This is a genomic window from Humidesulfovibrio sp., assembly GCF_031082295.1.
Taxonomy (GTDB): Bacteria; Desulfobacterota; Desulfovibrionia; order Desulfovibrionales; family Desulfovibrionaceae; genus Humidesulfovibrio.
Genome location: NZ_JAVHLD010000006.1, coordinates 31,305 through 43,823, shown reverse-complemented (window position 1 = coordinate 43,823; position 12,519 = coordinate 31,305). Strand labels below are relative to the sequence as shown.

At 66.1% G+C, this 12,519-nt stretch carries 12 protein-coding genes; 9 read left to right on the top strand and 3 right to left on the bottom strand.

From position 1 onward, the window contains the following. Window positions 1–314 precede the first annotated feature (314 nt). Window positions 315–1,577: an ammonium transporter gene (locus tag RDU24_RS05275; protein ID WP_308734774.1), complete on the top strand. Its 1,263-nt coding sequence runs from the start codon at window positions 315–317 to the stop codon at window positions 1,575–1,577. A 165-nt stretch (window positions 1,578–1,742) separates the two neighbouring features. Further along, the gene (locus RDU24_RS05270; RefSeq protein WP_308734695.1) at window positions 1,743–2,399 is read left to right on the top strand and encodes a lactate utilization protein; all 657 of its coding nucleotides are present in this window, start codon (window positions 1,743–1,745) and stop codon (window positions 2,397–2,399) included. Between the two features lie 74 nt (window positions 2,400–2,473). Here the strand turns inward: RDU24_RS05270 and purM are convergent, their stop codons facing one another. Then, on the bottom strand, window positions 2,474–3,535 hold the full coding sequence (purM, locus tag RDU24_RS05265) for a phosphoribosylformylglycinamidine cyclo-ligase (protein ID WP_308734694.1): 1,062 nt from the start codon (window positions 3,533–3,535) through the stop codon (window positions 2,474–2,476). A gap of 136 nt (window positions 3,536–3,671) precedes the next feature. Between purM and RDU24_RS05260 the strand changes: the two genes are divergently transcribed. Further along, window positions 3,672–4,085: a hypothetical protein gene (locus tag RDU24_RS05260; protein ID WP_308734693.1), complete on the top strand. Its 414-nt coding sequence runs from the start codon at window positions 3,672–3,674 to the stop codon at window positions 4,083–4,085. 30 nt (window positions 4,086–4,115) lie between these two features. Here RDU24_RS05260 and RDU24_RS05255 read toward each other — a convergent pair whose 3' ends face one another. Together RDU24_RS05255 and RDU24_RS05250 are read right to left on the bottom strand one after the other, a co-directional pair. Next, on the bottom strand, window positions 4,116–4,991 hold the full coding sequence (locus RDU24_RS05255) for a hypothetical protein (protein WP_308734692.1): 876 nt from the start codon (window positions 4,989–4,991) through the stop codon (window positions 4,116–4,118). 108 nt (window positions 4,992–5,099) lie between these two features. Continuing rightward, window positions 5,100–5,600 carry a hypothetical protein gene (locus RDU24_RS05250; protein WP_308734691.1) on the bottom strand — a complete coding sequence of 167 codons (501 nt, stop codon included), beginning with the start codon at window positions 5,598–5,600 and terminating at the stop codon, window positions 5,100–5,102. A gap of 389 nt (window positions 5,601–5,989) precedes the next feature. On the opposite strand from RDU24_RS05250, the gene RDU24_RS05245 reads away from it, so the two are divergent. The 6 genes from RDU24_RS05245 (at window position 5,990) to RDU24_RS05220 (ending at window position 12,463) form a co-directional block, all read left to right on the top strand. Next, window positions 5,990–6,298: an FmdB family zinc ribbon protein gene (locus RDU24_RS05245; protein ID WP_308734690.1), complete on the top strand. Its 309-nt coding sequence runs from the start codon at window positions 5,990–5,992 to the stop codon at window positions 6,296–6,298. A gap of 82 nt (window positions 6,299–6,380) precedes the next feature. Continuing rightward, window positions 6,381–7,673, top strand: coding sequence for an adenylosuccinate lyase (gene purB, locus RDU24_RS05240; RefSeq protein WP_308734689.1), 1,293 nt, complete (start codon window positions 6,381–6,383; stop codon window positions 7,671–7,673). Between the two features lie 14 nt (window positions 7,674–7,687). After that, window positions 7,688–8,248 (top strand): orotate phosphoribosyltransferase, encoded by a 561-nt coding sequence (pyrE, locus tag RDU24_RS05235; protein ID WP_308734688.1) that lies wholly within the window; start codon window positions 7,688–7,690, stop codon window positions 8,246–8,248. A 72-nt stretch (window positions 8,249–8,320) separates the two neighbouring features. Further along, window positions 8,321–9,616, top strand: a complete 1,296-nt coding sequence (locus RDU24_RS05230; RefSeq protein WP_308734687.1) for a L,D-transpeptidase family protein — start codon at window positions 8,321–8,323, stop codon at window positions 9,614–9,616. Then, window positions 9,613–10,296: a hypothetical protein gene (locus RDU24_RS05225; protein WP_308734686.1), complete on the top strand. Its 684-nt coding sequence runs from the start codon at window positions 9,613–9,615 to the stop codon at window positions 10,294–10,296. The genes RDU24_RS05230 and RDU24_RS05225 overlap by 4 nt, the downstream gene beginning before the upstream one ends. After that, the gene (locus tag RDU24_RS05220) at window positions 10,268–12,463 is read left to right on the top strand and encodes a M99 family carboxypeptidase catalytic domain-containing protein (protein ID WP_308734685.1); all 2,196 of its coding nucleotides are present in this window, start codon (window positions 10,268–10,270) and stop codon (window positions 12,461–12,463) included. Before RDU24_RS05225 ends, RDU24_RS05220 begins: the two co-directional genes overlap by 29 nt. The last annotated feature ends 56 nt before the right edge of the window (window positions 12,464–12,519 follow it).

The window sequence follows — 12,519 nt, the reverse complement described above, 5'->3', positions numbered from 1 at the left end:
AGACCCGCGCTCCCCGGGCAACCGGGTTGTCGGCGCTGGCGCCGAGGTGCCGTAATTGGCAAGAAACGAGCAAATGTCAGCGGCCTGTTGTTCCACCTGTGTCAATTTCGACAAGAAAATTTCGTGTCATTTCCGTGATTGTCCGGATGTTAATACAAAATTGTCAGAATTAGTGCTAATTTTAGCTTTTCAGGGGCCAAAATTGTGGCTAAAGAAGATTCCGCCGCCACGAGGGGCAGGCGGCATCCCTCCATTTCCGGCGGCGTTTGCGCCGGGAGCTGTTCACCGTGCCCCACGCAATGGGAGACTCCCTCATGATCCAGGCGCCCACGGTCCAGGCGGGTGACACCGCATTCATCCTCATCAGCGCCGCGCTGGTGCTGCTCATGACGCCGGGCCTGGCCCTGTTTTATGGCGGCATGGTGCGCGGCAAGAACGTGCTCGGCACCATCATGCAGAGCTTTTTCCTCATCGCCCTCATCAGCATGGAGTGGGTGGCCCTGGGCTACTCCATGAGCTTCGGGCCGGACGTGGCGGGCCTCACCGGCAACCTGGCCTGGGCCTGGGTCACGGGCGTGGGCGCCGCCCCCAACGCCGACTACGCCGCCACCATCCCGCACTCGGTGTTCATGATCTACCAGTGCATGTTCGCGGTCATCACCCCGGCGCTCATCACCGGCGCCTTTGCAGAGCGCGTGCGCTTCGCGCCGTTTCTGGTGTTCAGCCTGCTCTGGGCCGTGCTGGTCTACAACCCGGTCTGTCACTGGGTCTGGGGCGCGGGCGGCTGGCTCAAGCTCATGGGCGTGGTGGACTTCGCGGGCGGGCTGGTGGTGCACCTGACCTGCGGCGTGGCGGCCCTGGCCGCGGTGTTCGTCATCGGCCCCCGCCGCGAGTACGGCAGGCGCCAGTTCTTTCCGCACAACCTGCCCATGACCCTGCTCGGCACCGGGCTCTTGTGGTTCGGCTGGTTCGGCTTCAACGGCGGCAGCGCGCTCGCGGCCGACGGCGTCGCGGCCACGGCCTTTGTGGCCACGCACATGGGCGGCATGGCCGGCATGGCCATGTGGATCATCGTGGAGTGGTGGCACCGGGGCAAGCCCACGACGCTTGGCGCGGCCTCCGGCGCCGTGGCGGGCCTGGCCACCATCACCCCGGCGGCCGGGTTCGTCACCGCGCCCTCGGCCATCGTCATCGGGCTCATCGCGGGAGGCGCCTGCTACCTGGGCGTCATGGCCAAGGCGCGCCTGGGCTACGACGACTCCCTGGACGTCATCGGCATCCACGGCCTGGGCGGGCTCATCGGCACGCTGCTGGCCGGCCTGCTGGCCACCAAGGCCGTGAACCCCAACGGCGTGGACGGCCTGTTCTACGGCAACGCCGCCCAGTTCACCACGCAGGCCATCGGCGTGCTGGCCGTGGGCGCGTACGCCCTGGTGGTCAGCTGGGTGCTGCTCAAGGCGATCAACGCCACCATGGGCCTGCGCCTCAGCGCCGAGGCCGAGAACACCGGCATGGACCAGGCCGAGCACACCGAGACGGCCTACTCCGACAGCCTCAACGCGGGCTCGCGCATGTAGCTGCGGCTCCTGCGAAAATCAGCCCCCGGCGCGGACGAGAGTTTGCGCCGGGGGCTTTTGCTTGCGTGACGGTCAGCCGTGTGCGTGGCCCCGGCGTTGACGCGGCGAGGGACAGGCTGCACAGTCGCCTCAGCAAGTATTCCGCACACCTTGAGGAGGAAGCGCATGGACAGGAACCTACTGGCGCACCGCGCCAAGCAGGCCGACAAGCTCATCAAGAACCTGAACCGCCGCAAGATGGCGGGCAGCTATGTGGCCACGGCGGAGGAGGCGAAGGCCGAGGTGCTTTCCCTCATCCCCAGCCCGGCCAGCGTCATCCGCTGCGGCTCGGAGTCCGTGGGCGGCCTGGGCCTGTGGGCCGCCATCGCGGCGAAGCCCGGCGTGACCCTCATGGACCCCTATGCCCCGGGCCTGGGCAAGGAGGCGGCCATGGATGTGCGCCGCAAGGGGCTCCTGGCCGATGTCATGGTGGCCAGCACCAACGCCATCACCCTGGACGGGCGGCTGGTGAACCTGGACGGCACGGGCAACCGCGTGGCGGCCATGACCTTCGGCCCGGCCAAGGTCATCCTGGTGGTGGGCATGAACAAGGTGGCCTGGGACCTGGAGGCAGCGTACGCCCGCGTGCGCACGGTGGCCGCCCCGGCCAACAACATCCGCCTGGCCGAGGCCTACGGCCTGAAGAACCCCTGCCTGGAGGACGGCCGCTGCCACCAGTGCATGAGCGAGACCAAGATCTGCAACATCTGGTCGGTCATCGAGGGCTCCAGCGTGAAGGACCGCATCCACGTGGTGCTGGTGGGCGAGGATTTGGGGTTTTAAGACTCCCTTCACCGCAACAAAAAAGGCCCCGGGCAACCGGGGCCTTTTGGCGTGCGGGGGGTCAGGCGGGCGGCCTAGGCTTCCGGGAAAATCACCTGCACCTGTTCCTCGTCGCCCACGCGCGGCGCGATCTCGCCGATGACGAAGGCGGGCGTGTCCATTGCCTGGAGGCGGTCCATGACGTCGTCCACGGCGTCCTTCTTGACGATGAGCGCGTAGCCGATGCCGGTGTTGAAGATCTGCAGCATCTCCGGCCAGGACAGCTTGCCCTGGTCCTTCAGCCAGTTGAACACGGGCGGAACCGGCCAGGAGCCGAAGCGCACGTGCGCGCTCACGCTGCTGGGCAGCACGCGCGGCAGGTTGTCGTAGAAGCCGCCGCCGGTGATGTGGCACATGCCCTTCACAGGCAGGTCGCGCAGGACGTTCAGCACCGGCTGCACGTAGATGCGCGTGGGCGCCATGAGGGCCTGGGCCACGGTGGCGCCGTCGCCGCCGGGCAGCGGGTCGTCGCCCTTGAGGCCGGAGGCGTTGTAAATTTTGCGGATGAGCGAGTAGCCGTTGGCGTGCGGGCCGGTGGAGGCCAGGCCGATGATCACGTCGCCGTGGCCGACCTGGGAGCCGTCCACGATGCGGTCCATGTCCACCAGGCCCACGCAGAAGCCGGAGAGGTCGTACTCGCCGTCGGCGTAGAAGCCGGGCATCTCGGCGGTTTCTCCGCCCAGGAGCGCGCACTTGGACTGGTTGCAGCCCTCCACGATGCCCGCCACAACGCGCACCGCGACATCGGAGTCGAGCTTGCCGGTGGCGAAATAGTCGAGGAAGAACAGGGGCTTTGCGCCCTGTACCAGCACATCGTTGACGCTCATGGCCACCAGGTCTATGCCGATGGTGTCGTGCCCGGCGAAGGCGAAGGCCAGCTTGAGCTTGGTGCCCACGCCGTCCGTGCCGGAAACGAGCACCGGGGCATGAATGTTGCTGAGGTCAGGCTTGAACAGGCCGCCGAAGCCGCCGATTCCGGAGAGCACTCCCTTGCCGTGCGTGCTCTGGGCCAGGGCCTTGATGCGCTCCACGAACTGGTTGGCCTCGTCGATGTTGACCCCGGCGGCCTTGTAGGCATCGGCGCGGTTGGTGGACATGCTCCGTGATCCTTTGTTTGGTGCCCGGCCCGGGCCTGGGCCGTTGCGTTACTGTGAGCATAAAGCATATACTGAATCGTCGCGCAATTCAAATCCTAATTCCCGGGCCTGGCGGCCCGGAAGCCCTGGAGGCACCATGCGTCAGAAAACCGGCAGGCTCGTGTTGGCGGCGGCTTTTGTCCTGCTCGTTCCGGTCCTGGCGCTGGCCCAGGCCAATGCGGTGCGCGCCCCGGTGAGCCCCCCCCAGGAGCCAGAGCCGGGGCCGCCGCCCGTGCGCATGGAGTTCAAGCCCAAGGCCCAGCCAGCGCCCCAGCCGGGCAACACGACCCAGGCGGAGGAGCCCAGGCCGTCGAAGTTCCCGAACATCGACACGGCCAAGAACCGGCGCGACTACGAGATCAGCACGCCCAATGCCGACGGCATTCGCCTGGGCCGAGACGAGGAGACGGGCGACACCATCATGGGCACCACCCCGCGCAAGAAGAAGCCCCAGGCGGATCCCTACGCCAATACGCCCATCGAGGTCAGGCCGATCATCCGTGGGTTCTAGGGGGCTATTGGGGCGCGTGCGCCGGGGAGCCTAGGCCCCGCCGATGCCCTTCTCGCGGTACAGGTCGAGATTCCACTTGAAGACGAACTTGCCCAGGCCGCTGACTTCGTCGAACTTGAGCGGCCGCCAGACGAGACGCCTGGATTCGTCGATGAAGCCCTCGGAGATGAACTCGAAGCCGAGCGCCGTCTCGCCCTTTTGCGAGTCCATGAAGACGTTGCGCAGCACGGCGTTGACCCAGAAGGACGCCGCCGGGCTGCCGGGCTCGGCCACGGCCTCGAAGTGGAAGGAGAAGTGCTCGCCCTTGCGCTGCTCCGGCAAAACCGAGTTCATCAGGGAGTTCGACACCAGCAGGCGCATGCCGTTGGCGGAAAAATTGTCCACCTTGAGCCCGCGCGCGGCGTCGGTCGCGCTGTCCATGAGGGGCTTGGCGTCGGAAACCATGATGCCTGAGGGCAGCTCGCGCCAGAACTTGAGCGTGGGCACCTTGCGCTGATCCACGCTGACGCGCACGCTGCGGCGAAGCTGGGCGCTCTTGACCGTTTCCGGCAGGGCCAGGATGAAGTGGACCATGCCGCTTGGACGCTTCTCCACGCCGTTTATGCGCGCGTCGAAGGTCAGGAACTGCTCGCGGCCCTTGGTCTCCCGGTCGCGGATGCGGAAGAAGCAGGAGACCTCCGAGCCGATCCAGGTGCCGGAGGCGCCCTTCAGGGCGGACACCTCAAGCGTCATGCCCGTGGCGTCGTAGTCGAGCAGGGTGGCCGTGATGTCCTTGATGCTGGTGATCCTGTCCTCGAAGTCGAGCTTGAGCTTGGCGCGCTGGTCGCGGATGTCCTCCAGCAAGTCCATGACGAGCTTGCGCTTGCGCGCGGAATCGTCGTCAGCCTTGGCCCATAGTGCACACACAGCAGACATCCTCGCCGGGTTGGAGTGAAATGAAAGGTCAGGACCTGTCGAAACAGGTCCTTGTCAATTTTGTACTTTATGCAAGCCCCGGGCCAGTGGCAAGTGTTTTTAGTGCACGCAGGAGCTGGGAGAAGTGTTGGGGTCGGCCCCGCCGGCCTCCAGCTTGCGGCGGTATTCCTTGACCTGGTCCATGGTCTTCCAGCCCTCGTACATCTCCATCCATTCGGTGAAGGGCAGCTTCTCGGCATCGAGGAAGGACTCGTGCCCCTTGAGCCACACGCCGAAGACGTACATCTCGATCTTGAAGGCCTTGCTGTCCAGGGTGCGGGCAACAACGTCTGGGCCGTACTTGGAGCCGTCGAAGCGCGCGCCGACGTAGGCGCAGACCATGGCCTGGCACTTCTCGTAGGTGATTTCGCTGTTGTTGAACATGTCGGCCAGGCCGCCAAGGCCCTCCAGCTTGCCGTGGATCTCCGTCAGGTCGTCCTGGGGGATCTCGATGAACAGCTTGCCGTCTTTCTCGACAACGAAATAATGCCGCAGCCACTGCTCAAACATGAACACCTGGGCGATGTCTGCCACCGCCGAGGCGTATTGGTCGCCTGCCATGAAGTTCTCCTCAAAGTGGATTGATTGTCGCGGACTTGGCCGCTGCCTTGATAATGGGCATCAAATCCGCGCCCGTCAAGTGGAACCCGGCGGCCTGCGGGAGTGCGCAGGCGCTTTACAAGGGCCGCGATGTGCGCTAGGAACCCTCGCATCCAAGGCGCGCCAGACGCGCATTTCCCAGGAGGAAACATGGGCAAGCACAAGAAAGTTGAACGCATGAAGGAAATCGATCGTCGCCGCAAGCGTCGCGAAGAGCGTCTCAAGGAGCGCATCCGCGAGGCCAAGGCTGCGGCCAAGGGCAAATAGGCAAAGTTTGGCGGGCGGCTCTCGGGCCGCCTCATCCTTTCAGGGCCCGCGCAGGCGGGCAGACCCCCTCTGGAGGAAGAAACATGCCCATCTACGAGTACAGCTGCCAGGACTGCAAGCAGATCTTCGAGGACTGGCAGAAGGACTACGAGGAGCGGGACATCCCTTGCCCGGTTTGCAACGGCCAGGCCAGCAGGCTCATCTCGAGCACGAACTTCGTGCTCAAGGGCGGCGGCTGGTATGCCAGCGGCTACACCGACAGGCCCGCCCCCCCGGAGACCGCCTCGGCGGCTGCGGGCGGCGCTCCGGCCCCCAAGGCCGCGTGCGCCTGTCCCGGCAAGGCCGAGCCTGCCGAGAAAGCGCCCCCGGCACCCGCGACGGTGGCGAGCTAGACCAGAGAAAAAAGGCAGCCCCCCGGCTGCCTTTTTCATGTGCGCGCAGGCGCGAACATAAGCACCCAACAGGAAGAGACCGATGATCGAACGTTACTCCCGCCCTGAAATGGCAGCCCTGTGGACCATGGAGGCCCGTTTCGGCTCCTGGCTCGAAGTGGAGCTGGCCGTGTGCGAGGCCTGGGCCAAGCTTGGCGTCATCCCCCAGCCGGAGCTGGCCGAGATACGCGCCAAGGCCGCCTTCGACGTGGACCGCATCCTCGAGATCGAGGAGAAGACCCGCCACGACGTCATCGCCTTCCTGACCGCGGTGGAGGAGAAGGTCGGCCCGGCCGCCCGGTTCATCCACCTGGGCTGCACCAGCTCGGACATCGTCGACACCGCCAACGCCCTGCTCCTGGTGCGCGCGGGCAAGATGATCCTGGCCGACATCGACAAGGTGCTCTCTGTGCTGAAGGACATGGCGCTGGCCCACAAGGACCTTCTGTGCATGGGCCGCACCCACGGCATCCACGCCGAGCCCACCAGCTTCGGCCTCAAGATGACCGGCTTCTACGCGGAGTTCGCCCGCCACAAGGAGCGCTTCGCGAGCGCCGTGGAGAACATCCGCGTGGGCAAGATTTCCGGCGCGGTGGGCACCTACGCCCACCTCTCGCCCGAGCTGGAGGCCATGGCCTGCGAGATCCTCGGCCTGGCCGTCGACCCGGTGAGCACGCAGATCGTCCAGCGCGACCGCCACGCCCACTACTTCACCAGCCTGGCGCTTCTGGGCGGCGGGGTGGAGCGCCTGTGCACGGAGCTTCGGCACCTGCAGCGCACCGAGGTGCTGGAGGTGGAGGAGGGCTTCGCCAAGGGCCAGAAGGGCTCATCCGCCATGCCGCACAAGAAGAACCCCATCAGCGCCGAGAACCTCTGCGGGCTCTCTCGCCTGCTGCGCACCAACGCCATCGCCAGCATGGAGAACATGCCGCTCTGGCACGAGCGCGACATCAGCCATTCCAGCGTGGAGCGCGTCATCATGCCCGACTCCACCATCCTGGCGGACTACATCCTGAACCGCCTGGCCGGGCTCCTGAAGAACCTGCGCGTGATTCCCGAGAACATGGCGCGCAACCTCGACAGCTCCTTCGGCCTGTTCTACTCCCAGCGCGTGCTGGTGGGCCTGCTGGACCTGGGCCTGCCCCGGCAGAAGGCCTACGAGATGGTCCAGGCCGCGGCCATGCGCTCCTGGGACCAGCGCCGCCCGTTCAGGGACGAGGTGCTGAACGACCCCGAGATTCGCCAAAACTTAAGTCTAGAAACTCTTGAAAGATTGTTTGACCCCTGCTATTACCTGCGGCACGTGTCTACTGTAATGGCGCGGGTCTTCGGCTAGGCCAGGAGAGAATGGTGAATGATCTAAAGGCGAAGCTGGCGCGTCATCTGATGGCGCTGTCCTACGTTCAGGGCGAGGTGACCCTCACCTCGGGCCGTAAGAGCGATTATTATTTCGATTGCAAGCAGACCGCGCTCCACCCGGAGGGCGGCTACCTCATCGGCAAGCTGTTCCTTGAAATGCTCAAGGGAACCGACGCGCGCGGCGTGGCGGGCATGACCCTGGGCGCCGACCCGCTGGTGGCCGCGGTGAGCCTGCTCTCGCACCTGGAGGGCTGTCCGCTTCCGGCCATGATCATCCGCAAGGCGTCCAAGGGCCACGGGACGGACCAGTACCTCGAGGGTCTGAAGAATTTTCAGGTGGGCGATACCGTCGCCTTGCTGGAGGATGTCGTCACCACCGGCGGCACGCTCATCACCTCGGCCGAGCGCTTGCGCTCCGCCGGTTTCAAGGTCGGGGCGGTGCTCTGCGTGTTGAACCGGGAGGAGGGCGGGCCGGAACGCCTGGCCAAGGCCGGTCTGACATTGCAGTCCATCTTTACGCGCAACGAGCTTTTGGCCGCAGCCAGGGGCTAGCTTCCAACCAAACGGGCGTCCCCGCTCGCGCGGGACCAATATGACGGGACGCCGAAACCACGTGGAAGAGCCTTGAAAGTCGTACGCATCGCAACACTCCTCGCCTCACTGGCGCTTCTGCCCAGCCTCGGCCTGGCCGCTTCCGGCTCGTCCGCGGCGTCGGGCGCTCCCGGCTGGGTCACGCAGATCTCCTCGCACACGGCGGTGCCGGAGCTCATGATCGCCATCGACAAGGACTCCCAGACCTTCTTCATGTTCACCAAGAAGAGTCCGCTCGAGGTGTCGCGCAAGCTGCCCTGCACCACCGGCTCCGCCCCGGGCGACAAGATGCGCGAGGGCGACATGCGCACCCCCGAGGGCGTCTACTTCGTGGAGGAGAAGGTCCCGGGCAAGCTGGACTTCGGCCTCTACGGCGACCACGCCTTCAGCCTGAACTACCCGAACCCCATCGACCGCCTGAAGGGCAAGACCGGCCACGGCATCTGGATCCACGGCCGGGGCAAGCAGTTCGTGTCCAACGACACGCGCGGCTGCGTGGCCCTGACTGCCCAGGACATCTCCGCCCTGAACGGCCACATCCCCTTCGGCACGCCGGTGGTCATAGCCAAGAAGCTCTCCTGGACCAAGGACGCGGGCTCAAGCGAGCAGACCGCGCATTTGCTGGCCGAGCGCGTGCGCCATTGGGCCAGCGACTGGCAGAAGAAGAGCGACCATTTCTTCGACTATTTCCAGCCCGAGAAGTTCGCCCAGACCGAGGGCGTGAGCTTCTCCGCCTTCAAGAACAACAAGCTGGGCATCTTCAGCCGCCAGCCGTGGATCCATGTCATGGTGGACAACGTGCGCGTCATCCAGGGGCCGGACTACTGGGTCACCACCTTCGAGCAGTACTACCGCACCCAGGACCTGATCTCGGCCGTGGGCAAGCGCTTCTACTGGCAGAAGGACAAGGACGGCGCCTGGCGCATCGTGGGCGGAGAGTACACCGAGGCCTCGCCCGGGCTGGAGGCGCGCTACCTCTCCACCAAGCGCGCCGACGTGGAGCGCCTGCTGAAAGGCTGGCTCGAAGCCTGGCTGGCGGCGGACGTGGACAAGTACATCGCCTATTACGCCGAGGACGCCAGCAACGGCAAACAGAGCAACGCCAAGGCCATGCGCGACTACAAGGCCGCGCTGTGGACAGCCAAGACCCCCACGCGCATCGCCGCCGACAAGGTCGAGGTGGCCATGCACCAGAAGGGCTTCAAGGTCAGCTTCGTGCAGACCTATGAAGACTCCGCCGGGCAGTCGGACAAGGGCCTGAAGACCCTCGTCATCGCGCCCAAGGGCGACTCCTACGTCATCCTCAGCGAAACCTGGAGCAAGATGTGACCAAGGACAGCAACTTCAGCGTCCTGTTCATGCGCGATGGCTCGGATGTGAAATCCTTCCGGGTCAGCCCCAGGCGTTTGAAACTGCTGCTTTGGATAGCCGGAATCTTGGGCCTGCTGGTGACCATCGCCCTGGCCGTGGGCCTGCGCTCCTTCGTGGGCTACCGCCTGTTGCTGAACGAGCGCCGCAGCCTGGAGTCCAGCCTGGCGGAGGCCCAGGTCAACCTGGAGCGCCTGGGCAACCTCGACAAGATTCAGAAGGCCCAGGGCAAGGACTCCGGCAAGGGCCAGGCCGCGGAAAAGTCCTCGCCCGCCTCCGCCCAGCCCGCCTCCGCCCAGCGCGCCTTCGCCCAGGTCAACACCGGGGCCATGACCGTGGAGAACTTCCGCGGCCAGGTGGGCTCGCAGTCCGTGAGCGTCACCTTCGACCTGAACAACCGCGCCAGCGGAGCGCTCTCCGGCGAGATACGCCTGCTGCTCCTGCGCAACGACGGCAGCCTCACCCCGCTGGACGTTCCTGCCCAGGACCTGACCTACCAGATCCAGCGCTTCAAACGCATCTCCACCAGCGCCCCTGTCCCCGAAGGCCTGACCCGCCGGGAGGCTCTGGGTCTGCGCATCGAGATCAAGACCTCCGAAGGGGAGCTCATCTTTGGCGAGACTTACGCACTGGGCAACTAGCCTCCTCCTCTTCGCGGCCATAATTCTTCTGCCCGCGGGGCGGTGCCTGGCCTCCGCGAGAAGCGGCTTCGTGTTCTTCGAGGGCACGCAGTATCCGCTTGGCGTGGTCTTCATCCAGGGCGAGGCCCCCGGCCCGACGGTCATGATCCAGGGCGGCATCCAGGGCGACGAGCCCACCGGCTTCCTCTCCGCGCAGATCCTGGCCGAGAGCCGCGTGCTCAAGGGCAACCTCATCGTGGTGCCCCGGGCCAACGTGCCTTCCATCCATGCTCACCAGCGCTCCGTCAACGTGGACATGAACCGCCGCTTCGACCGCGACTACAACCAGTTCTACGAGGACCGCCTGGCCCGCGTGGTGCGCTTCCTCCTGTCGCAGTCCAGCGCCTTCATCCACCTGCACGAGGGCAGCGGCTTCTACGACCCCGAGTACGTGAGCCCCCTGCGCAACCCCTCGCGCTGGGGCCAGTCCATCATCATCGACGCCAACACCCACGAGCGCCTGGACCTGGCCCGGCTGGTCAACTCGGCCCTGGTGGAGATCAACGGCGGGGTGAAGGAGCAGGACCTGAAGTTCAAGCTCTTCAACACCCGCACCTTCGAGCCCGACAGCCAGTACGCCAAGGAGATGCGCAAGTCGCTGACCTTCTACGCCCTGGCCAACCTGAACATCCCGGCCATGGCCGTGGAGGTCAGCAAGAACATCGGCGAGCTGGGCTGGAAGGTGAAGCATCAGGTCTACGCCACCAGCGTGCTGCTCAAGCACTGCGGCGTGGAGATCGTTCCGCCGCACGTGGACGCCAGCGAGATCCAGCGCCTGCACGAGCGCGACCACCGCGTGAAGATCAACGGCAAGCCCCTGGACGGCCAGGCCCTGGCCGTGCCCCCAGGCGGCACCCTCAAGGTCGACCCCGGCAGCGCGGGCAAGGACGCCCACGGCCAGGTGGTGGCGGTGTTCGCCTCCGACCGCCAGGGCGTGAACCTCGTGGACACCCCGCGCATGGCCCTGGAGCGTTTCCAGGAGCTGGAAACCCGCGTGGACGGCCGCAAGGTCTCCACCACCACCGTGCGCTTCGCCGGAGAGATGCCGCCGCCCCTGCCCGACGGCCCGCCGGTGTTCGTCTGCTGGCTCAACGGCAAGGCGGTGCAGGTGAAGCACGGCGGCGTGCTCAAGGCCGTCGTGGGCGACCAGCTGCTCATTGACGGGGTGCTTGGCAGCAAGTGGAAGGAAGTGCTGAATTTCAAGGGCTACGCCGCGCGGCCCTGGTCCAACGACGGCCAGGACATGGGCTACGAGATCATCCTCGACCCCGAGAGCTTCATCGACAGGTACCGCCTGCCCGGACCGGACAAGGACACGGCGCGCTACCAGGTGACGCGTGAGACCGCGGGCGCGCGCCCGGCCAGCTTCTTCGTGGATGTCGAACCGCGCCACGTCCAGGGGCTCAAGCTGGTGGACGCCAAGGGCCAGCACGTGAACGTGCGCTGGGGCTCCGGCGGCGAGGTGGCGCTCGCCCCTGGCGAATATTCCGTGATCGACGTGCTGAGCAACGGACCGGTGAACAGGCTCCTGCCCGTGCTCGGCAACCGGCCGCTCAAGACCGGGGAGAAGTTCCGCGTGGAGTCCGGCAAGCCCCAGATGCTGACCCTGCGCCAGGCCACAACTTTCGCCGGGCTGGGCGCCATGACCCTGGTGACTGCCGGGGCGCACGGCAGCGCCGAGAAGGACCACGACCGGTCCACTGCCAGGCCGACTGCCAAGCCCGAGGGCAAGTCCGAGTTCAGGGCCGAGGTGAAAGCCGACGCCAAGCCCGACGCCAAGCCCGACGCCAAGTCCGATGCAAAGTCCGTCGCCAAGTCCGTCGCCAAGTCCAAGGCCAAGCCCGTCGTGAAGACCGCGGCCAAGGCCAAGCCCCAAGCCAAACCCGCGGCCAAGCCCCTTGCCAAGGCCGACGCCAAGCCCGACAGCAAGTCCGACGCCAAAGCCAAGGCCAAGCCCGTGGCCAAGGCCAAGGACAACCTCAAGCCCGCGGCCAAGCCTCTTGCCAAGGCCGACCACAAGTCCAGCGACGCGAAAGCCGACGCCAAGCCCGACGCCAAGCTCGCCGCCAAGCCCCTGGCCACCGCCAAGCGCCTCTCAGCCAATCCCGACCGCCCCGACCATTTCTAGTCGCCGCGCCCGGGCCGCCGGGGCACGCAATATCCCCCCGCCCGACCCCTTGCGGA